Annotated in this window: 21 protein-coding genes; 9 read left to right on the top strand and 12 right to left on the bottom strand. The window is 40.4% G+C overall.

The genetic code is table 11. The features are described 5' to 3' along the window. Positions 1-22: 22 nt before the first annotated feature. Positions 23-1,246 (top strand): gliding motility lipoprotein GldJ, encoded by a 1,224-nt coding sequence (gene gldJ / locus FL972_RS03500; protein WP_091651916.1) that lies wholly within the window; start codon positions 23-25, stop codon positions 1,244-1,246. A 269-nt stretch (positions 1,247-1,515) separates the two neighbouring features. Here the strand turns inward: gldJ and FL972_RS03495 are convergent, their stop codons facing one another. Beyond that, positions 1,516-2,088 (bottom strand): outer membrane beta-barrel protein, encoded by a 573-nt coding sequence (locus tag FL972_RS03495; RefSeq protein ID WP_144603647.1) that lies wholly within the window; start codon positions 2,086-2,088, stop codon positions 1,516-1,518. Positions 2,089-2,277: 189 nt separating this feature from the next. On the opposite strand from FL972_RS03495, the gene FL972_RS03490 reads away from it, so the two are divergent. Further along, positions 2,278-4,713 carry a prolyl oligopeptidase family serine peptidase gene (locus tag FL972_RS03490; RefSeq protein ID WP_144603644.1) on the top strand — a complete coding sequence of 812 codons (2,436 nt, stop codon included), beginning with the start codon at positions 2,278-2,280 and terminating at the stop codon, positions 4,711-4,713. A gap of 57 nt (positions 4,714-4,770) precedes the next feature. On the opposite strand, the gene FL972_RS03485 is transcribed toward FL972_RS03490, so the two are convergent. The 5 genes from FL972_RS03485 to FL972_RS03465 all read right to left on the bottom strand — a co-directional run bounded on the left by FL972_RS03485 (position 4,771) and on the right by FL972_RS03465 (position 10,266). Next, a complete protein-coding gene (locus tag FL972_RS03485) occupies positions 4,771-5,142 on the bottom strand; it encodes a hypothetical protein (protein ID WP_144603642.1) in 372 nt (123 codons plus the stop codon). Continuing rightward, on the bottom strand, positions 5,117-5,611 hold the full coding sequence (locus FL972_RS03480; protein WP_144603640.1) for a hypothetical protein: 495 nt from the start codon (positions 5,609-5,611) through the stop codon (positions 5,117-5,119). Before FL972_RS03480 ends, FL972_RS03485 begins: the two co-directional genes overlap by 26 nt. Beyond that, on the bottom strand, positions 5,604-5,945 hold the full coding sequence (locus FL972_RS03475) for a hypothetical protein (protein WP_144603637.1): 342 nt from the start codon (positions 5,943-5,945) through the stop codon (positions 5,604-5,606). Before FL972_RS03475 ends, FL972_RS03480 begins: the two co-directional genes overlap by 8 nt. A 95-nt stretch (positions 5,946-6,040) precedes the next feature. After that, the gene (locus FL972_RS03470; protein WP_144603635.1) at positions 6,041-8,683 is read right to left on the bottom strand and encodes a DEAD/DEAH box helicase; all 2,643 of its coding nucleotides are present in this window, start codon (positions 8,681-8,683) and stop codon (positions 6,041-6,043) included. Between the two features lie 2 nt (positions 8,684-8,685). After that, a complete protein-coding gene (locus FL972_RS03465) occupies positions 8,686-10,266 on the bottom strand; it encodes a site-specific DNA-methyltransferase (protein ID WP_144603633.1) in 1,581 nt (526 codons plus the stop codon). A gap of 79 nt (positions 10,267-10,345) precedes the next feature. Between FL972_RS03465 and FL972_RS03460 the strand changes: the two genes are divergently transcribed. Continuing rightward, positions 10,346-10,819, top strand: coding sequence for a hypothetical protein (locus FL972_RS03460; protein ID WP_144603630.1), 474 nt, complete (start codon positions 10,346-10,348; stop codon positions 10,817-10,819). 3 nt (positions 10,820-10,822) lie between these two features. On the opposite strand, the gene FL972_RS03455 is transcribed toward FL972_RS03460, so the two are convergent. Both FL972_RS03455 and FL972_RS03450 read right to left on the bottom strand, forming a co-directional pair. Continuing rightward, positions 10,823-11,044, bottom strand: coding sequence for a hypothetical protein (locus tag FL972_RS03455; RefSeq protein WP_144603628.1), 222 nt, complete (start codon positions 11,042-11,044; stop codon positions 10,823-10,825). 318 nt (positions 11,045-11,362) lie between these two features. After that, the gene (locus FL972_RS03450) at positions 11,363-12,145 is read right to left on the bottom strand and encodes an undecaprenyl-diphosphate phosphatase (protein WP_144603626.1); all 783 of its coding nucleotides are present in this window, start codon (positions 12,143-12,145) and stop codon (positions 11,363-11,365) included. Positions 12,146-12,264: 119 nt separating this feature from the next. Between FL972_RS03450 and FL972_RS03445 the strand changes: the two genes are divergently transcribed. Together FL972_RS03445 and FL972_RS03440 are read left to right on the top strand one after the other, a co-directional pair. Next, positions 12,265-14,151, top strand: a complete 1,887-nt coding sequence (locus FL972_RS03445; protein WP_144603624.1) for a mucoidy inhibitor MuiA family protein — start codon at positions 12,265-12,267, stop codon at positions 14,149-14,151. Between the two features lie 4 nt (positions 14,152-14,155). After that, positions 14,156-14,860: a DUF4328 domain-containing protein gene (locus FL972_RS03440; protein WP_144603621.1), complete on the top strand. Its 705-nt coding sequence runs from the start codon at positions 14,156-14,158 to the stop codon at positions 14,858-14,860. A 151-nt stretch (positions 14,861-15,011) separates the two neighbouring features. Here FL972_RS03440 and FL972_RS03435 read toward each other — a convergent pair whose 3' ends face one another. The 3 genes from FL972_RS03435 to FL972_RS03425 are packed head-to-tail and all read right to left on the bottom strand — an operon-like array spanning position 15,012 to position 16,425. Beyond that, positions 15,012-15,533 (bottom strand): hypothetical protein, encoded by a 522-nt coding sequence (locus FL972_RS03435; protein WP_144603619.1) that lies wholly within the window; start codon positions 15,531-15,533, stop codon positions 15,012-15,014. Between the two features lie 42 nt (positions 15,534-15,575). Then, positions 15,576-15,863, bottom strand: a complete 288-nt coding sequence (locus tag FL972_RS03430; RefSeq protein WP_219957496.1) for a winged helix-turn-helix domain-containing protein — start codon at positions 15,861-15,863, stop codon at positions 15,576-15,578. Then, positions 15,850-16,425, bottom strand: coding sequence for a hypothetical protein (locus FL972_RS03425; RefSeq protein WP_144603617.1), 576 nt, complete (start codon positions 16,423-16,425; stop codon positions 15,850-15,852). Before FL972_RS03425 ends, FL972_RS03430 begins: the two co-directional genes overlap by 14 nt. A gap of 250 nt (positions 16,426-16,675) precedes the next feature. Between FL972_RS03425 and FL972_RS03420 the strand changes: the two genes are divergently transcribed. The 4 genes from FL972_RS03420 (at position 16,676) to FL972_RS03405 (ending at position 19,274) form a co-directional block, all read left to right on the top strand. After that, on the top strand, positions 16,676-17,128 hold the full coding sequence (locus FL972_RS03420; RefSeq protein WP_144603614.1) for a DUF1569 domain-containing protein: 453 nt from the start codon (positions 16,676-16,678) through the stop codon (positions 17,126-17,128). A gap of 138 nt (positions 17,129-17,266) precedes the next feature. Beyond that, entirely contained in the window at positions 17,267-17,902 is a 636-nt protein-coding gene (locus FL972_RS03415; protein ID WP_144603611.1) for an energy transducer TonB, read from the top strand. A gap of 175 nt (positions 17,903-18,077) precedes the next feature. After that, positions 18,078-18,683, top strand: coding sequence for a hypothetical protein (locus tag FL972_RS03410; RefSeq protein ID WP_144603609.1), 606 nt, complete (start codon positions 18,078-18,080; stop codon positions 18,681-18,683). 102 nt (positions 18,684-18,785) lie between these two features. Beyond that, a complete protein-coding gene (locus FL972_RS03405) occupies positions 18,786-19,274 on the top strand; it encodes a copper resistance protein NlpE (protein ID WP_144603607.1) in 489 nt (162 codons plus the stop codon). Here FL972_RS03405 and FL972_RS03400 read toward each other — a convergent pair whose 3' ends face one another. Continuing rightward, complete coding sequence (locus FL972_RS03400; RefSeq protein ID WP_144603605.1) at positions 19,275-20,207, bottom strand: hydrogen peroxide-inducible genes activator; 933 nt, start codon at positions 20,205-20,207, stop codon at positions 19,275-19,277. It abuts the gene before it with no gap. Positions 20,208-20,348 lie beyond the last annotated feature (141 nt).

Raw genomic sequence — 20,348 nt, 5'->3', positions numbered from 1 at the left:
TAGATTTAAACTCCTAGAATATATGCGTTTCAGTAACAAATCATGGGGAATGTGGGCTGCAGCACTGATGATCGTCGGTGGTTCTGTGCTTTCTTCCTGTAACAAAACTCCCGGCTACGGTAGAAGAACTGCCAATAAGCCCGGAAAGAAAAGTGCTACAACCGGTGCGGAATTTTCATTTAATGAACAAGATTCGACCAACTTTTTCGTAGCCAGAAATGCCGAACAAATCCCTGGCCCCAACTTGAAATTCATTCAAGGAGGTAGAGCCGTATTAGGTTCTCAAGAAGAGGATGTGATGGCTTTCAGAGACAACTTGGAAAGAACTGTCACGGTTGCCAACTTCTACATGGACGAAACCGAAATCACAAACAATGATTATCGTGAGTTCCTTTTCGACATGAAGAAAAAAGTAAGCGCTGACTCATTGAAGAAGTTAGAACCTAAAGATGATGTATGGGGTGGAGCTTTGTCTTTCAATGACATGTACCAATCCTACTATTTCAGATTCCCTGGTTTCAATTTTTACCCGGTTGCGGGAGTTTCTTGGTCTCAGGCTAACATCTACGCTAAATGGAGAACAGACTACGTGCAGGAGTTAGTTAGAAAAGAAAGAGGCTTGGACTCTACTTTTACCAAAACTCAATTAATCGAAAGAGGAGTTGCTTTGGCTGATTATCGTCTGCCAAGTGAGGCTGAGTGGGAATATGCTGCAAAAGCCATGATTGGAACGCAATATTTGGACGAAAATCAAGAATACGGTAGAATTTATCCTTGGGACGGAAGAGGGGTAAGAAACCCATACAATGTAAAGCGTAAGGGTAAGCAAGGTGATTTCTTGGCAAACTTCAAAAGAGGTCGTGGTGACTATGGAGGTATATCTGGTAACCAAAGAAATGACGGTGAGATCCTTCCAACGAACGTGTATGATATGGCTCCAAATGATTTTGGCTTGTATCACATGGCTGGAAACATGAACGAGTGGGTATATGATGTTTACCGTCCATTGACTTACCAAGATGCAGATGATTTGAACCCATTGAGAAAAGATGGATACGGCGATGACGTATCTAATTATGAGGTATCAATGATTACTGACGAAATGAGAGTTTATAAAGGAGGAAGCTGGAGAGATGTTACTTATTGGCTAGCTCCAGGAACAAGAAGATTTATGCATCAGGACTCTGCCACTAACCACATTGGCTTTAGATGTGCAATGATTTCCATCGGTGAGCGAGGTAAATAAACCTTATTCCAAATAAAAATTTAAGCCCTGAATCAAAAGATTCAGGGCTTTTTTTATGCATTTAATTTGATGATCCGTAGTCGGGGCTTTACCGTATTTTCTTTGCTTAACCGATGGGATACTTTTGCTTCGTTCAGTACAGGCGCCCGAAGATCTAGGCCGATCCTTTGGGCTGATACTAATTCATGTTTTCTTCCTACTGGCAGGAAATAGAATAGTCATGCTATTTTAATAAGGCATTTTTTGATATGGCTTCTATCGGCTAGCTTTTAAAGCTCAATCCTCAAACCAGCCTGTGCGAAAAACCCGTTGGTTCTTCCAAAGTCTATGGTGGCAAATTGGGTAGAGATATCATTCACGGACCATTCATAAGTTAAGTCTATAAAGACAATCGAAAGGTTGAGCCCTGTGCCCGCAAAAACTCCCCAATTAGTGGATTGAATGTCTTCTGCATACGCTTCATTTTTTTCGGAGAGAAAAAACACAGAAGGTCCTCCAAATGCTCTCCAAGCAAGTTTAGATTCTGAATTTCCAGCAAGATAAATCCCCAAATTAACGGGAATTCTCAAGCCTTTCAAATCCGGGAATGTAGCATCCAGATTGGGTGAAGATGAACCTGAAAGATCCAGTTTTTTTACAGCGTAGAAAAGACCAGGTTCCACATACATTTTTCCTTCTCCAAATTCTACTCCCAAGCCTGCTTGCCAACCGGCATTTCCACGCAGTACATCCTCAGAGGAACTGACATCAGAATAATTAAGTCCTCCACTGATTTTAATTTTTTGGGCAAACAAGCAACCGGAAATTAGAATAAGACATAGGGTAAATAGGGATTTTTTCATAGTCAGGAATGAGTTAAGTAAGTGTTTCAAAGATAATTAGACCAAACTCAATTAGGAATGCGGGAAATTGCTTCTTATGTACAATTATCTCCATATGGATCACTTAAAACACCAAATTTACCTTTGGTTGAGAATTTGATAGATCCTATATCCTCTAGGTGTAACTTCAAAAAAACAAGTTGCAAGAATATGAACCTTAAAAGAAAACTACCCCTGTTGGTTTTGGGAATATACATGGGATTGAATTTCCCTGCTTTTTCCCAAACTACCTATCAAACACCTCCACAGGCAATCGCGGACTTGGTCAATGCACCCAGTACTCCTTCGGTTTCATTCTCAAAGAATGGAGATTGGATGATGCTTTTGGAGCGAGCTGATAATCCTAGCATAGAAGAATTGGCTCAGCCGGAACTACGAATCGCTGGAATGCGAATCAATCCTGCTACTTCAGGACCAAGCCGAAGCCGAGGAGTGGAAAATATCAAAATAAAAATGACCCGAAGCGGTGAGGAAATCCAGATCAAGGGACTTCCCGAAAAAGCCTCTATAGGAGGATTGGCCCTTTCCAGAGATGAAAAATATCTTGCATTCACTAATACGGAGGCAAACGGAATTAGCCTTTGGGTGGTAGACATGAGTAATTTCGAAGCAAAGAAATTAACAGATGCCATTCTGAATGATGTCTATGGGAACGTAATGACATGGACACCTGATAATCAGATTTTGATCAAAGCAGTGAATCCTGGTAGAGGATCCATCCCCAAAGCACCGGCTGCACCGGCTGGTCCAGTCGTACAAGAAACAAGCGGAAATGCCGCACCATCCCGAACCTACCAAGATTTGTTGAGCAACCCTTATGATGAGGCTTTGTTTGCCTACTTCATGGATTCGCAGATGATGTTGGTCGGATTGGACGGCAGCAAAAAAGCAGTAGGAGCCAGCGGAATGATTAAATCATTTGACCTTTCTCCGGATGGATCTTACATCTTGGTTGATGTCATTAGAAAGCCATTTTCTTATTTAGTTCCTGCTTCCAGGTTCCCTTATGATGTAGAAATCTGGTCCAAGGAAGGAAAAAAAGTAAAAACACTGGCTGAAATTCCTTTGGATGAAGAAAGACCTACCGGATTTGATGCTACTGTTACCGGACCAAGAAGCATCAACTGGAGAGCGGATAAACCTGCGATTCTGTATTGGGTAGAAGCTCAAGACGGTGGAGATGGTAAAGTAAAAATGGAGGAGCGTGAAATAGTCTATACCCTATCGGCTCCTTTTACTGGTCAAAAGCAAAAGCTAGCCACTACTTCCCTTCGATTTGGAGGTATAGCTTGGTCTACAGATGATTTTGCGATTTTGAATGAAAGATGGTTTGGCGCCAGGAGAGAAATCAGATCGGTGATCAATCCCTCAAACCCTTCTCAGGCGAAAAGAACCATCATTGACCGCTCTTATGATGACATCTACAATGATCCGGGAGACCCTATGTACACCGAAAACCAGTACGGTAGAAATGTATTATTAAGAAAAGGTGATTTGCTTTTCATGACTTCAGAAGGTGGAAGCCCGGAAGGAAGTATGCCTTTCTTATCCACTTTCAATGCTAAAACTAAAGAGCAAAATATCCTCTGGAGATCACAGGCACCTTACTATGAAAGAGTGGTGAAACTTTTGGATGAAGAGGGTTCTGAATTTATTACTGTCAAAGAAAGTACTGACATCCAGCCCAACTATTGGTTAGTAAACACCAAAAAGCGAATTGCTCCACTACAGGTCACCAATTTTGAGCATCCTTTCGAATCCATCAAAGGAATCAACAAGCAATTGGTGAAATACAAGAGAAAGGACGGACTGGATCTTTCAGCTGTCATTTATACTCCAGAAGGATTTACCCCTGGAAAAGATGCTCCATTACCAGTCTTGATGTGGGCTTATCCGAGAGAATATAAATCTGCTGAAATTGCTTCTCAGGTAAGAGGATCCAAATACAGATTTACTAGACTTAGCTGGGGCTCTCCAATCTACTGGGTGACTCAGGGATATGCCATCATGGATCAGACGGAGATGCCTATCGTAGGTGAAGGAGATAAAGAACCTAATGATTACTTCATAGAGCAGTTGGTAGCCAATGCAGAAGCAGCAATAGATCATATCGTGGAACTGGGAATCGGAGACCGAAATAGAGTTGGAGTTGGAGGACATTCCTACGGTGCTTTCATGACGGCAAATTTGCTATCTCATACAGATCTATTCGCAGCAGGTATTGCCAGAAGTGGTGCTTATAATCGTACGCTTACTCCTTTTGGATTCCAGTATGAGCAACGTACTTACTGGCAAGCACCGGAGGTATATTTCAATATGTCTCCCTTCTCATTTGCACATAAAGTAAAAACTCCGATTCTATTGATTCATGGAGAGGCTGACAACAATTCCGGAACATTTCCGATTCAGTCTGAGCGCTACTACAATGCTTTGAAAGGTCATGGAGCTACTGCCCGACTGGTTTTCTTACCTCATGAAAGCCATGGCTATGCAGCAAAGGAATCCATCTTGCATACACTTTATGAAATGAATACCTGGTTGGAAAAATATGTGAAAAACAAGAATAAGATTGATTCTTCGAGATAAGTTGGCTCAACTTCCAAATAGTAAAAACCCTCCTCAGCTATTTCTGGGGAGGGTTTATTATTCACTGAAGACTATCTTACAATTTTTTGCAAGACTTCTAGCTTGAGAACTTGTTAATTCAATAATTGTATCAGATCGATGTATTTCTGCGTGCTCTGGAATTTTCGGGATTGGCTTAGGCATTGGTTTAGCACCAATCTTTCTACAAAACAAAGTTTCTATTTTTACTACTGCCTTAACTTCAAATCTTTTTTTGAGACCTCTGACAATATCAGATTCTTCTTTTCCAAAATCTCTATCAACTGATACTCCTCTTGAATCTTTGAATGCAGCAGAACTTGGTCTATTTTCCTTTTCTTTCCACCAATTTGAATACGACTTTACCGCCCTATAAAGTATTTCTTCATCTTTGATAAAATCCTTCTCCATAAAATTCATTTACCTTATAAAAAATATTAGAACAATCTATTTTGTTCGAAGATTCTATTTCATTAATTACCTGAAGAAACTTAGCAGAATCCTCAAAAATTTCGAATTCCAAATAATCACCATTTTCTTTCTCGTATTCGAATTGAATACTTTTTCTCGCAGTTGGAAATACCTCTGGCTGTACATTTAAAGTAAATAGAACTGATTTAGCTTTTTCAATCAAGTCTTCAGAAAAAGGTTCCGCCTTATTTCCATTCCAATCGAATCCTAAATTTTTGAATCCTTCTAATTTTTGAATATTTGATCTTAAATCATGACTAACATGAGAAGAATCATTGGAATGTATCACAAGAAGAAACCCGGAATCTAATCTAGGTTGAGCCAAAGATGTCATAGACCAAATATTTTGACCTGGAATTCTCTTTGTCTTTTGACTTGTTGCGTAGTAAGAATCGAGTACTTCAGACATTTTTCTTCTGATTAGATTTTAAATTTTTAATGTGTTCCCCTAGCCATCTATGGATATCTTCTGCATGAGCAAGGTTTAACACTATTCCGTTTTCGACAAATCTTACAACACTAGTATCATGGTCACCGGGTTCCCGTTCTTCAGTGAGTTCACTCAAAACCATCCCTTCTTTGAATGTATAAGTTTGAGAACGAGGTAAGGCCACCCTTTCCAAATAAAAATTGATCACAATCTCACCTTGGGGACTAATTCCCCCAAATGCTCCATTTACATACTTTGGATTATAATCATCCTCGAATATGTATTTGAATTTGATTTTATTTTGCTTTCCCATAAATTAAAAATTGATCTTAAGTTAAAGAATATTTTTATAATCTATACATTAAAAACTATTCCAAATTCTAAAAGGTTTCTAACTTTAACAATCTCTTACATCTCCCTAATCAATCCCTTAGCTTGATCAAAAGAGTACGCCCCAGCCACTTCCCGTTGATCAAAAACCATCATGTAGAGATATTGCTTTCCTGCCAATTCTGCCCATTTTTTACCCAATCTACATTTAGCTTCACTATCGCTATTGTCCCGATCATCTCCTTTAGTCTCCAAGACAATAACCTTCCCCGATTCCGTGTAAATAATGAAATCTGGATAATGATTTGACTTAAATCCATTGATCGAAAAGCCTCGACCTTTGACTTGGTTGCGGTGCCAAAATCGCACGTTAGGCATCCCGGCAATTTCTGAAATTACTTTAATCTCAAATCCATTCATTGCGCCTTCGGTATCGTAAAGGGATTTGGCTATAGAAGGGCCGGGCTTGCCTGGAATAAGTCTTTCAGGAAATTTCCAAGATGGGATTGTTTCTATTTTTCCTACAGTTACCTGTTTTTCAAACTGCTCCTCGGCGTATTTATCAGCATGCAACTTAATCTTTGCTTTGATCCGATCCGAATAGGACAGTCTCCTCACTAAAATATCCCGCAGCTGTTCTTGGGTCATCCCCTCCAAGATTCGCTGGAGATACAGCTTGATCTCCTGTTCGGGAATCGGATATAAATTCCCTATAGTGCACATCAATTGATACGCGATCTCTTGGATTTGCTTCTCCTTTGGTCTGGCTAAAATGTAATCGACTAATGGATCCTTGATTTGAAGATCCTCTATTTTCATGAAGCTAGGGGTATATTCATTTTTCTTCGCCTCCTGAATATCAACCTTATAAAGATCTGATTGAATTTGCTCAAAATCAATCAGCGTGTCGTATTTGCTCAGCTTGAAATCCTTCAATAAGGATTCCTGATTGAGTAATACCTGTTCTCCAATTCCAAAAAGTGCATTCGCTGTCACTTTTAAATGAAATTGAGGAAGCTGAAGCGTGGATACATTTTCTAAAAATGCTTCTCTTATCTGGGCGGTTTTGATTTTTTCTCCCATATCTGCCAATAAAGGAAGGTCTGAATAGTCCCCCTTAAGTTTTTGAATTTCTTGATCTAAAAGTGCCGTTTCTTCTGTCGCCATTTTTTCAATCTCGCGAACCGAATGAAAAGCAGGCTGGGCACTGTCTTGAACCTCTCCTGAAATAAATTGAATTCGGTTGACATCAATAGATTCCTCTTCTGTTGATGCTGAATCTTCAGGAAACAGAAAGTTTTCCAAGGGTTTTTGGATCACCTGTGTTTTCACTAACTCAGGCATCACATCCTGCTTGCGATAGTCCTTGTCACTGAAGCCCGAGGCTTGCAGCCCTTTGACGATATTTTGAAGGGTATCGTGAAACTTGGCCGAAGCAGTCAACACATAGGATATGTTGAGCAAGGCATGGGCATGCTTCATCACGTAAGGCTGTCGAAGTACCCTACCCAATATCTGCTCCACATCCACCGCCGAAGACTTGTCTGCGAGTGAAGCCAAAATGTAGGCAAAGGGACAATCCCAGCCCTCCTTCAAAGCATTGATTGTGATGATGTACCGAACAGGACAAGTCTCAGACATCAGGTCTATCCCTTTCAATTCGTCCTTTTCAGCAGTTTTGATCTTTATTTCTTCATCTGCAATTCCCAAACTAACCAATTGCGCTTTCAACTTTTCAAAAGTGGTATTGTCCTCCGAAGTACGGGGTTGTGCTTGAAAGAGCACAATCGGTCGGATGTATTTTCCTCCAGCTTTTCGCTGTTCGATAGCTAAGCCTTCTAATTTCTGTCGAAGATGCAAGGCCGAACTGATCACCTCCGTCTTGTCAGGATGGTTATAGACAATGACCGGCAGCTTGACCATGTGTTCTTTTTTCAGGGAAATGGCAGGTACCAAACTAACAATATTGGAATTGTTCTTCGGCGTTGCTGTCAAGTCAAGGACAAAGCTGGGATTGAGATTTTTCAGCATGTCCACGCTGAGTTCGGACTCGGCATTGTGGCTTTCATCCACGACCACTACCGGATTTAGGCTGCGGATCACATTGATGAGGGCGGTCTCGTCAGTATCGGGCAGGAGATGGGAATCATCTTTATACTGTGCTGCAAACGTAGCCAACTGGCCGTTTTCCTGATAAACCTTTTTGTCTTCCTTTTTGCGTGCACGAAGCGAGGCAAAGCTCATTACCACGATGGTCAACTGCTCAGAAACTACTGTCGGATTAAAATTGGAGCCTTGAAGCAAGTCCTTTTTTTCATATACCTGCACCCGATGATTGAAAAGAGCATTGAGCTTTTGTCGGTAAGGATGGTCTGGATTGCTGAGATTGTTGACTGTCTGATCGAGAAGGTTACTCCAAGGAACGAGCCACACCACCGCTTTGGGATGCAAAGTATCGAATGCATCGAAAATCGTCCGAAGCGCATTGACCGCTATAAATGTCTTTCCTCCTGCCGTCGGTACCTTGATGCAGACGTTGGCGGCGTGGGGAATGGTATGCTTGTACGAGGGCATTCCTGTCCCGTCCAGCGGATTGTAGAGTCCCCATTTTTCTTCCGTATAGGTATCAAATGCCTTTCGGATATCCTTGTGGACTTGGATGGAATCCAAAAAAGACTGAAGATCGGCGATGACTTGCTGTTGGTAGGGCTTGAGTTCCATGCTTAAAAACGGGTAATGTCTCGTGGAATTTTCTTAAAAATGATGCGGTGCTTCTGCATCAGCGCCTCGGGTAGGAGGCAATTGTCCGCATAGCAGATGTACTGCTCGGCGGGCTGCGTGAACCAAGCTGATAGTGACTCAAAGTCCAGCGTAGTCAGCCTGTCCGGATCGTAGATGAAGTAGTAGGCCGTATTTTCCAAACTCCCGAGGTAGTAGCGATCTGCATGATCGACGGGTGGAGTCCACTTCGTCCGGGTCTCGGAGTACCAGATGTAGGATAATATTTCAGAAATCGGCACAGCTTCATTGAGATTTCCCTCGGTATCGAAGAGCGCTGGGCCTAGGGCATAAAAGCCAAAATCTCCTCCAGTACCTTCTACCGCCTTGCTGCCGCTGCCATAGCCTTGGATGACCCGCCGTACCCGCTCAGCGGTGATGGAGTCCGCATAGTCCTCCATCTCTATTAGAATAAACTTCCGATTGCCTCCGTCTTCTTTGTTCAGATTCAGAACGGCATGGGCAGTGGTTCCCGAACCGGCGAAGGAGTCGAGGATAATGGAGTTTTTTGATGTAGCTATTTCTAAAACTCGCCTGATAAGCCTTACTGGTTTTGGCGTGTCAAAGGCTCCATCCTTTTCAAAAAACAAATGCATTTCTTTTTTGGCTTCATCTGTATGGCCAACATCTTCATGTGGCCACCAAGTCCATGGAACTAATCCTTCTGCATCCTCTAAATACATTTTCAACCTGGGAACACCTTTTCCGTTTTGCCCAAAAGTAATTTTATTGGCTTTTCTTAGTTGGAAATAGTTTTCTTCAAGAATTCCCCAGCATCTTCCTTCAGGTGGGAAATGGAGTTTACCATCTGGACCTTCGATAGAATACATTTGGTTAGGTCTATATCCCTGAGCTGTTAATGAAACTGATTGCCAAGGTCCTTTAGGATCATTATCCGGATTCTTATAAAGTTTTTTTTGTTTTTCGTCAATAGGAACTTTGTTCCGGAGCATTTTGAATGCTTCAGGGTTTTTTGAATAAACTAAAATATATTCATGAGAATCACCTATTGATCCTCTATTCTCCCGTGAATATCTTTTTTGCCAAACATTAGTAGCAATAAACTTCGACGGCCCAAAAATTTCATCAAGGATTGTTCTTGCGAATACTACTGAATTATCATCAATTGATAGCCAAAATGAACCCTCCTTAGCCAGCAGCTTATGCAATAGCTTAAGTCGGGGATACATCATGCAGAGCCACTTATCATGTCGGCTGAGGTCTTCCCCCTCCTTGCCTACGGTCTCGCCCAGCCATTTTTTGATTTTGGGGTGGTTGACATTGTCGTTATAGACCCAATTTTCATTGCCGGTGTTGTAGGGCGGATCGATGTAGATGCAGTTGATGCGGCCTTCATACTCGGGCAGTAGACTTTTGAGTGCTTCGAGGTTGTCTCCTTGGATGATTTTGTTTTCGGAGGAGCCCGATTCCGTGTTGAACTCGTATTGCTTCTCGAGTACCCGATAAGGCACTTCCTGATGGTGATTGATGACTTTTTCCTTGCCTATCCAGTGCAGCGTGGGCATATATTTTGAAAAATGGGTTTGGGTAAAAATAGGAAAAAAATAAAATTTAGTACTACTTTTCTTTTTTGAAACAGCGGAAATGAAGTCAAGAGTTTTTATCAAAGTCGGCAAAATCGATTTGGCCATACAATGGGCAGAACAGTCGGTCTTGGCCGATTTTGCAGAAGAGGTTGATCAGCTAAAGGACCTGGAAAAGATTCAGTTTCGGATTTTGGAGGCTGACCCCTTTGAGTTGACTGTGCGAGTGACTCAAGGCAAGCTGCCAGATGGAGGCCAAAAATCAGGAAAAGAACTGTCAGATTTGGCTAAAACGCTTTTCAAAAAGTACTTTCCTTTTCATTCGATATACGCACGACCTATTCCCTACAGGGAAATCCCTGCTGAAGAAATGACGGGGCAGGTAGTAAGTTGGAAGTTGAGTGAGCAAAGGATTTCCCTAGACAAAATTGCTAAAGAGACAGGCATCTCAAAGAAACAGCTTCATGCTTGGGCCAGTGGTGCTGAACCCATGGACGCAGTTGTCCGGGCGATGTTTTATTACCTGCTGAGATAAGAGCTAGGAAGGCGGTTTTCTTTTTCCCTTGAAATTCGTATTAGCTTCGAATTCCCACTTTTTCATTTCATCTTCCTGCTTCTTCCAATCAAGTTTGTGATCCAAATGTGCTTTGAAGAATAGGTATGAGAGAAATCCTAGTGAAATAAGGAACGCAAGAAAAGGAGGCATGATCTGCCAAGGTGCACCTAACCCCAAGTATTTTAAATAATCCAGGATCTTCATGTCTTTCAAATTTGAATCCAACATAAACCAAGCGGCTCAGTAAAAATTGGACGTGTTTTTCTCAAGTCAGAGGACAATGAAAAACGGCCCAAATCGATCAGATTCGCGGTTTATATTTTGGATTCAAAAGAAGAAAAAGAGTCGGAATACGAAAGGACAAAAATGAAGCGGGCCATGTAGGGGCGGATCTAGACCTTTTTTAAAAAAAACAGAAATCAAATTAGACTTTGAAAAAAGGACAATAGTGTGCCCAAAAAACCAGACCTTCCAGGTTTTGAAAACCTGGAAGGTCTTTTCTTGTGAAAATCCGAAGGAAAATCACCCTAAATCCGTACCCCACATAAAGATCAGGAAAAGTACACCCAAGGCAATTCTGTACCATCCGAAGGCAGTGAAACCATGGCTGGAAACGTATTTCAAAAACAACTTCACCGCAATCCATGCAGCAATAAATGCTACTCCTGAGCCCACAGCCAACATTACAATTTGGGCTTGGGTAAATACCAATTCCGATTTGATCAAATCATAGCCTCCCGCAGCCATCATGGTTGGCACAGCTAGTAAAAAGGAAAATTCCGTTGCTTGCTTTTTATCCAAGCCATTGAAAACTCCACCAATGATCGTGGCAGCAGCCCGGGAAGTCCCCGGAACCATGGATAGGCACTGGAATAGGCCAATAAAGAAGGCGTTTTTGTAAGAAATATCCTCCACGTCCACGTGAGTGGCTTTTTGGCTTACTACTTTTTTATCAATGAAAATCAAAATAATCCCACCCAAGATCAGGGAAACAGAAACTACTACAGGATTGAAAAGGTAGCCTTTGATAAAATCATAAGCCAAAAGACCCACAATCGCGGTAGGAATAAATGCAGCCAGTAATTTATAATAAATCGTCAGCGATCGAAAAAAGCGTTTGATATACATTAAGGCAATGGCCAAAATTGCCCCTAGCTGTATGAAAACTTCGAAAGTCTTCACAAACTCATCGTCATGAATTCCCATGGCTGCAGAGGCTAAAATCATATGACCGGTGGAAGAAACAGGTAAAAATTCAGTCAAGCCTTCGACTATCGCGATAATAATGGATTGAAATAAAGTCATTCTTTATAATTAAAATTTGGGCAAAAATAAGAAACCCTGCTTCAGTCACCAGAATTTTTATCAATTGATCTTTTGGGGAGAACGATTTTTTTATTTCTTTTCATAAAATTTAAAAAGCTATGAAGTATTCATTTTTCACCCTTCTTTATTTCTCTCTGATCTTTCATTCCTTTTCCCAAGGTTTTCCCGAGAAAAAAATCGAATCTCGAATCCAGGAGGTCACGCTTTTCTTAAATGGAGCTCAGGTTTTTGAAAAGGCTCAGACCAGCATTCCCGCAGGAGAATCCCTCATTATTATCAAAGGGCTCTCCCCCTATTTGGAAGAGAAAAGCATTCAAGTCAAAGGTTTTGGCAACTTCACCATTCAAGCGGTAAATAAGCGAATGGATTTTTTGTCAGAGAAAGACCAAAGTGAGACTGTTCAAAAATTGCAGGCAGAAATCAACAAATTGGATATCTCCATGCAGCAGGATGCGCTCCGCCTGGAGGTTTTAAAGGAAAAAATCAGTCTGCTGGATGCCAATAAAAATCTACGCGGAAATCAGGGAGGCCCAACAGCTGCCGAATTCAGACAAGCACTAGAACTCTATGATACCGAATTGATGAAAATCAAAACAGAACAAATGAGTTTGGACCAGAAAAGGGCTGAGAAAAGAGTACAGATTAGGCAGTTAGAAAATCAAATTCGCTCCATTCAGGAAAGTAAGCAAGAATCCAAAAGCGAAATCCGGGTTCGTGTCAAGGCCCCATCTGCAGGTAATGCGCAGTTGGAGTTCAATTATTTGGTTGCCAATGCAGGATGGTATCCGAAATACGATGTGCGTGTCAAAAATGTGAATTCGCCAATGGCCATCAATTACAAAGCGGAGGTATATCAAAATACCGGGGTGGATTGGAATCAAGTAAAATTGCGTTTCTCCAACGGGAATCCCAATCAGAGCGGTGTGGCGCCACAGATCGATCGCTGGGACTTGAATTATGCCCGATTAACCGTATTCCAACCCAGAAATACACAGCCTTTTAATGGAACTATCAGCGGGATGGTAGTGAGTGCAAGCGACGGACAACCTATTCCGGGAGTGAGTGTATTGGTCAAAGGCAGCACTGTTGGTACCTCTACCGATTTGGACGGGCGATATAATTTAACCATTCCTCCTCGAGCCGGAAGCTTAATGTTTTCATTTGTTGGCTTTCAATCTCAAGAAGTTCCTATTACAAATCGGCCCACAGTAAATGTTTCTTTGATAGAAGAAGCAACGATGTTGGAAGAGGTAGTGGTAGGTGGAATAAATGAACAACTAAATGGAAGAACAGCTGGAGTCACAGTTAGAGGAGCTACTAGTTACAAGAAAAGCCTTGCATCTTCTATCAATCTTCAAACCACCTTCCAAGAAAATCAAACTACTGTAGAAATTACCGTAAACGAACCCTACACCATCAAAACCAATGGAGAGCGGACTTTAGTTGATTTGAAAAATTATGATATCCCGGCAACTTATCAGTATAAGGTCATTCCAAAGCTGGATAAGGATGTGTTCTTGATTGCTCAGCTGGCAGATTGGAGTCAGTATAGCTTCTTAGAAGGTGAAAGCAATTTATATTTTGAAGATGGCTTTGTCGGCAGATCTATCCTAAATGCCGGAGCTCTGGAAGATACATTGGCTATATCGATGGGAAGGGATAGAAGCATTGTTGTGCAGAGGGAGAAAGTGGAGAGCTTTACCAAGAAAAGAACCATTGGTTCCAATGTGACCGAGTCCAGGGGTTATGAAATTACCCTTAGAAATAATAAGTCCCAAGCTATCAGTATAGAAGTGAAGGATCAAATTCCTGTTTCGGTGAACTCCAACATATCTGTATCTGCCATTGAACTATCCGGCGGAAAATTAGACAGCGATACTGGAATCATTTCCTGGCAAATCACAGTTCCTCCTGGATCTCAACAAAAACTAGGATTTCAATATGAGGTGAAGTATCCTAAAAATGAAAAAGTGATTTTAGATTGATTTTATGAAAAAATTTAGATCAAACGCTAGTCGTGCAGATTGGGCGAAAAGGGTGTCGCTACTATATATTTTCTTTTCCGTAATTGGAATAGGCTTTAATGTTTTCAAATTAAACTTTCTGTTTAAAATTAAAAGAGGAGAGGATTTTTATCAAATGGATGCAGAGTTGATTGATCACTTTGATCAATTATTTGGGATTACTTTAATTGGACTATATATCGCTTTTATGATCCTATTTATCATGTGGTATAGAAGAGCCTATTTCAATCTCCACCAAAAGTTCAATTACCTCCAATTGTCTGAAGGTTGGGCTGCCGGTGCTTGGTTTGTTCCAATTTTAAACCTCTTTAGGCCTTATGTAATCATGAAAGAAATGATAGAGGAAAGCGCCAACTACTTAAAAAAGACAGGGGTGATTGTTCCTACTCAAGCCAATAAAATTCTTGCCCCGTGGTGGACATTTTTCTTGCTTGCTATGATTTTGGGAAGAATTTTGTGGAAAATGCAGGCTGAAGATATAGATGAATTAATCCATATGACTGAGCTACTTATTGTAAGCTTTGGGGTAGATATCCTTGCCTACTTTTTCACTTGGAGATTGATTAATTATTATGCTCAAAGGGAGAAATTAACGGAAATAGCTGAAAAGGAATTAGAGATTGTAAACCATACAAGTTCTTCTCCTGAAAATGAAATGCTTACTATTTAAAAAAGAGGCTGTCTCAAAAGTGCAATATGTCACATTGAGCGAAGTCGAAATGTAGGCCACAACGATATAAATGGCCTACGACTCCCTGCCTACCGTCAGGCAGGCGCTCAGGCTGACACTAGAGCTATTTATGAGACAGCCTCATATCTTTTTACTCAACCTTATCTAAGGTCATCTCAAAAAACTGAATCCAACGGTCTCCCATATTATATTCACCGATTTCAAACCACTGCCCTTTTTCATTGAGGGTAATAATGTATCTGACTTGCTCATTTGGAAACCAATAAAATTTCCCTTCTTTCATTTCAGCCTTGAAAGTTCCTTTTTGGCCACTCTGTAGGTAGGAGGAAAATTCGAATTTATTTTCTCCCGTTTTTGGGCTGATCATGGCAAGAGCATGGTGAATCACCTTCCCGTCCGAAACTCCTTTTCCTTCTATCTGAAGATGTGTCCCACTAAGTTGGAATTTTACTTCCTCTGTTTGTTCAAAGGTATATCGATTTTGATCCTGTGAGATCATCCATCCAGACCCCTCCCATTTTCCTTCCAAAAAGGAAAGCGCCTTCATCTTTTCCTGAATTTCCGGATTTAATTCATATTGCTGTCCAAATGCATGAATTGAAATCCCTAGACTAAGTAAAATCAAGCTGAGAATTTGAGTTAGATTTTTCATTTGTAAATTGGTTTATATTATAAACTGAATAAAGAAATTTTTTTAGCTGATATAATTTTTAAGATTTTCCACATACGCCTCAAAGGCCTTCACACCTTTCTGAGTAATCTTGCAGGTAGTCAAAGGTCTTTTGCCACGAAATGATTTTTCGATCGCCAGATAGCCTGCCTTTTCCAACTTATCCAACTGTACAGAAAGATTTCCCGCAGTGGATTCTGTCTTTTCCTTGATAAAGGTAAATTCCGCCTCTTCCACACTTAAAAGAAGGGACATGACTGCAAGCCGCAACTGTGAATGTAATAGAGGATCTAATGGCTTAAACTCGCTCACGATACTGTTTTTTGAGGTAATATCCGGGTGCAAGATAACCCAAAAGGATTGCAAAACCGGACAGTAAATACTGTTCTGAAACCGGCAACATAAAACTGATTACTGCCGCAACCAGCAATAATAGACCTCCGCCTTTGACGATTTTAGCTTTAATCAAAGCTCCTGTTACAAACATTCCAATACCCGCCAAAATCAAAATGATAGGGTTTTGATTGAAGGAAATAATAGGCATAAAAGCCAGGATGATGATAATCCCCACGAATACCGTAATCCAAAGCTGGTTGATCACATCAGAAATATGAGATTTAACCCTTGCTTTTCTTGATAGTTGCATACCCTTCCAGAAACTGATAAAGGCAGCAGGCACCACTAACAACCATACGATATAAGGATATTCATAGCCAAGATTAAATAGTATATAATGGCCAAAATTACACAAGGCTATCACCCAGCCCCATAAGAGCATTTGAAACCCACCGTCCCCGGCTGTTTCTCTTTTTGCATTTGAAATCATCTCCGTTATAATCCGGAGCGATTCAGAACCTGAAAGTTGTTTTTCCATAGTGTCAGATAATTGATCTTCGAGACAAATATAAATAGGTTTATTTTATAAACCATTCTATAATTATTTTTTTAGAGAGAAAATAATTGATTTACTTGCTTAAAATTCAGACCCTAACAGCACATGAAATGCCGGTAAGGAAAAATCTCACACAACTTGTCCCGTCCGCCGCGGCGGATAGGGAGGAGGATGCCCCGATAAATCGGGGTAGGGCATTCCATCTGATCTATAAAAAACAAGTTATAAACAGATGAAAAACATTTTCAAAGCGGAAATTACCGAAGAGCTAATCGACCGAATCAACCGATTAAATCCCGATACTCAACCAATATGGGGTAAAATGAAAGTTGATCAAATGCTGGCACATTGTGCGGTTGCATACGAAATGGCCTTCACAGATAAGCATCCCAAACCCAATGCTTTGATGCGCTTTTTGCTCAAAACTTTTGTGAAAAATGGGGTGGTCAATGAGAAACCTTATCCTAGAAATGCCCGAACAGCACCTGTTTTCATTATTTCAGATAGAAGAGATTTTGAAAGAGAAAAGAATCAATTGATTACTTATTTACGGAAAACTCAAAAATTCGGCGAAGATCATTTTGAAGGAAAAGAATCACCTTCTTTCGGGCCCATGACCGCTCAGGAATGGAATAATTTGTTTTACAAACATTTGGATCATCACCTTACTCAGTTTGGTGTTTAGCTAACCATAAAAGTATTAAATGATCATCATGGCCCCATGGTCTCCTGAGATCATTTGACCCTAATGAATTAATAGTTTTACACATTTTTTATTTTTAGTTGAACTTCTTATTATCGCGAATCAGTAAAATCTCTCGAAATGAAACAACTTTTAGGAATTCTTCTTTTTTTCTCTTTGACCTCGGCATTTGGACAGGACAACGCTCTTCTAAAATTGGAAGCCAAAAGAGCTTGGGAGAGAGGCTTCTATCAATCAATGCGATTCCCAAGGGAAGCATTAAGAAGTAAAACCGGGGGTTATGTGAGTTTGGCCTTGAAATTTGATTCTACAGGTGCAATCGATAGTTACCGCCTTGATCAGGAAGACAAAGCTTTTTTCAATAAGGAAGTTCTGAAAGGATTTGAGGCTGCTCAAAAAAATTGGAATCCGATCATTGTAGATGATAAAGATCTAAATCAGGAATATCTCCTAGTTTTTAGTTTTGAAATGTTGAGCGAGGAAAAGGAATCAAATAAAAATCGTGCAATCCGCTACGTGCAAAAAAATAAACCTGAGAAGGCATTTAAAATTGTCAATAGATTGGTTCAGGACTATCCATTCGACCAGGAATTTTTAAGGTTTCGCTCCCAAATACACCGGCAACTGGGACAAGAACAAGAGGCAACAGCAGATCTTTTAAAAGCTCAAAATCTGGAAAGCAGTATTATTTCTTCCCTGTCTTTTAAGGTTTTTGGAGTTACCAGCACCCGACAGATTTCCGGACAGACTTTTTAAGAGTTAAGTTCTTTTCAAGGCGCTAATAATCAGGAAGTGATGGAAAGTATCAAAATAATATTTGGCAAAAAGCTAAAAATCTTAATTTCCTAATTATTTTTTTGATACAGGTACTAACTTAATAGGTTTTGCTGCGTTAGATTATTAAATTCATACGCAACCAAATTCAATTAACATGAAAAAGCTACTTATTTTATCCATTTTTCTCTTGAATTTTTCATTAGGGAGCATGGCACAAAATTCAGAAGGAACCCAGGAGTTTAATAAATTCATGTCCAAAAATCTCCAATATGGTAGTGAACTGAGGTCGGAGCGCATTGAGGGGCCAGTAACATTTGTTATTCAATTTGATGAAAGTGGAAAATTGAAACAAAGCCCAATGCTAGTAGCAGGAAACAAAATGCTTGAAGAGGAGGTAACAAGAACCTTTGACAAATTAATTGCTCAAGGTGGCCCTGCTTTGGTAGGTCCTGAATACTTTGGGCAGGAATATTTACTGACGGTTCAATTTAAATTAGCGGGAACGGAAAAAACCGGCTTTTATATCCCAGAAAGATCAGAGTCTGCAGCCCGTGTTCTTGAAAGGCTGAACAGAAAAATTGCCGAAAACCCTTATTTCGTAAATTATTATAAAGAAAGAGCAGCATTCTATGAAAATATGGGTAACTCGATTCTTGCTGACTTGGACAAAAAACAAGCTGAGCTACTTGAAAGCAAGCAATTGACAACTATACTGGTTGTTGGGTATGGAAGCAGGAGCAAATCCCTCTCAGCGGAATAAATTTTAGCAATTAAAAAGCCATTCCAGGGAATAGCATCGGGTGCTTATTTAGAAAATTTGTAGAAATTTTCATATTACCCAATCACTTTCAACGATGAAACTATGTATAAAAAACTAGTCCTACCACTCATTTTTTTGGGTCTAATTTCCTGTGGAAAACAAGAAAAAAAGGAGTTCTCTGATTCTGAATCAGAAGATGAAACGGGGCAAGTAGCTATGGGAGATTTTCCAGATGCAATAGAAATACCTATTGAATCAGGAGATAACTCTCAAAACTCTTTAGATTGGGAAGGAACCTACAGGGGTATTTTACCCTGTGCAAACTGCGAAGGAATAGAAACCAAAATCACACTTTCTGCCAATGGGACTTATGAATACAAAGCGTCCTATTTGGGGAAAAATGATGCATTGGAAGAGTCTTACACAGGCCCATTTGTTTGGGATGAAAAAGGAAGCGAAATCACACTTGCAGGATTAGGGGAAGCTTCAAGAAGATACAAGGTAGGAGAAGGCAAAATTTGGCATTTGGACAATGAGGGAAATGTCATCAAGGGCGATCTTGCTCAAAGGTATATTCTGAAGAAAGAATAATTACTTAAAACGGACGATCTTGCCATGGGCCTTTGAGGTCATCTCTTGTGGGATGGCCTCTGTTATTTCATTGTACAGCAGTTCCACCAGTTTTTGTTTCAAAAAACTTCTATTTAGAATAATACTCACTTCCCTAGTCGGTGGGAGTCCCTCAAATGGTCTTAATCTTGACTTTTCCTCATCAGATAATTCAAACGTAGCCAACTCCGGAAGCAGAGTCATTCCCTGATAGCGATTGACCATATTTTTTAAGCCTTCCAAGGATCCACTCTCATAATGGAAATTTTGATGCCCGCTAGTGCTCTGATCACAAAAATTAATCACCTGATCCCTGAAACAATGCCCCTGCTGCATAATCCAGAGCTCCTCTGATTTAATTTGGTTGGCCTTTATTTCTTTTTGTGCTAATAGAGGGTGATTTTTGGATAGGTAAGCATAGAACTTTTCATAAAACATGGGTTTTTCCACAATCCCGGACTCCCCGAGTGGTGTCACAATAATACCCATGTCCAGTTCATCGTTTTTCAGTCTTTTAACCACCTCTTCGGTAACCATTTCCTGAACATCCAACTTGACATTGGGATACTTCTCCAGAAAACTCCTCACAAATCGGTACAAAAGATAAGGTGCTAGGGTTGGAATAATTCCCAATTTGATAGTACCAGAAATATCACCCTTCAGCTGAGCCACCAACTCCAAAACGCCTCTACTTTCAGATACCACCTTTTTCGCCTGAGCGATAATCTGCACTCCAATCTCAGTAGGAATAACAGGCATTTTACTTCTATCAAAAAGTATAACTCCAAGCTCGTTTTCCAATTTGGAAAGTTGAGCACTCAAAGTTGGCTGCGTTACAAAACAAGACTCAGCTGCCTGGCCAAAATGCCTGTGTTTATCCACAGCTATTAGGTATTCGAGTTGTTGAATGGTCATAGTCAAAAATACTTTCTTTACTAATATAGAAAAAGGCTCAAGAGTTCAGCCAACTCAAAAAATCATCTATCACTTATTTTTCATCTGTTTATATTTTGATTTTTAGAGGTCAGATGGAATGCCCTACCCCGATTTATCGGG

Source organism: Algoriphagus algorifonticola (assembly GCF_007655305.1).
GTDB lineage: Bacteria > Bacteroidota > Bacteroidia > Cytophagales > Cyclobacteriaceae > Algoriphagus > Algoriphagus algorifonticola.
The sequence above is the reverse complement of the archived record's forward strand: the minus strand, read 5'-3'. Positions and strand labels throughout refer to the sequence as shown.

Coding starts and splice junctions, on each gene's coding strand:
- gldJ (WP_091651916.1), top strand. CDS start 23: ATGCGTTTCAGTAACAAATCATGGGGAATGTGGGCTGCAGCACTGATG.
- FL972_RS03495 (WP_144603647.1), bottom strand. CDS start 2,088: ATGAAAAAATCCCTATTTACCCTATGTCTTATTCTAATTTCCGGTTGC.
- FL972_RS03490 (WP_144603644.1), top strand. CDS start 2,278: ATGAACCTTAAAAGAAAACTACCCCTGTTGGTTTTGGGAATATACATG.
- FL972_RS03485 (WP_144603642.1), bottom strand. CDS start 5,142: ATGGAGAAGGATTTTATCAAAGATGAAGAAATACTTTATAGGGCGGTA.
- FL972_RS03480 (WP_144603640.1), bottom strand. CDS start 5,611: ATGTCTGAAGTACTCGATTCTTACTACGCAACAAGTCAAAAGACAAAG.
- FL972_RS03475 (WP_144603637.1), bottom strand. CDS start 5,945: ATGGGAAAGCAAAATAAAATCAAATTCAAATACATATTCGAGGATGAT.
- FL972_RS03470 (WP_144603635.1), bottom strand. CDS start 8,683: ATGGAACTCAAGCCCTACCAACAGCAAGTCATCGCCGATCTTCAGTCT.
- FL972_RS03465 (WP_144603633.1), bottom strand. CDS start 10,266: ATGCCCACGCTGCACTGGATAGGCAAGGAAAAAGTCATCAATCACCAT.
- FL972_RS03460 (WP_144603630.1), top strand. CDS start 10,346: ATGAAGTCAAGAGTTTTTATCAAAGTCGGCAAAATCGATTTGGCCATA.
- FL972_RS03455 (WP_144603628.1), bottom strand. CDS start 11,044: ATGAAGATCCTGGATTATTTAAAATACTTGGGGTTAGGTGCACCTTGG.
- FL972_RS03450 (WP_144603626.1), bottom strand. CDS start 12,145: ATGACTTTATTTCAATCCATTATTATCGCGATAGTCGAAGGCTTGACT.
- FL972_RS03445 (WP_144603624.1), top strand. CDS start 12,265: ATGAAGTATTCATTTTTCACCCTTCTTTATTTCTCTCTGATCTTTCAT.
- FL972_RS03440 (WP_144603621.1), top strand. CDS start 14,156: ATGAAAAAATTTAGATCAAACGCTAGTCGTGCAGATTGGGCGAAAAGG.
- FL972_RS03435 (WP_144603619.1), bottom strand. CDS start 15,533: ATGAAAAATCTAACTCAAATTCTCAGCTTGATTTTACTTAGTCTAGGG.
- FL972_RS03425 (WP_144603617.1), bottom strand. CDS start 16,425: ATGGAAAAACAACTTTCAGGTTCTGAATCGCTCCGGATTATAACGGAG.
- FL972_RS03420 (WP_144603614.1), top strand. CDS start 16,676: ATGAAAAACATTTTCAAAGCGGAAATTACCGAAGAGCTAATCGACCGA.
- FL972_RS03415 (WP_144603611.1), top strand. CDS start 17,267: ATGAAACAACTTTTAGGAATTCTTCTTTTTTTCTCTTTGACCTCGGCA.
- FL972_RS03410 (WP_144603609.1), top strand. CDS start 18,078: ATGAAAAAGCTACTTATTTTATCCATTTTTCTCTTGAATTTTTCATTA.
- FL972_RS03405 (WP_144603607.1), top strand. CDS start 18,786: ATGTATAAAAAACTAGTCCTACCACTCATTTTTTTGGGTCTAATTTCC.
- FL972_RS03400 (WP_144603605.1), bottom strand. CDS start 20,207: ATGACCATTCAACAACTCGAATACCTAATAGCTGTGGATAAACACAGG.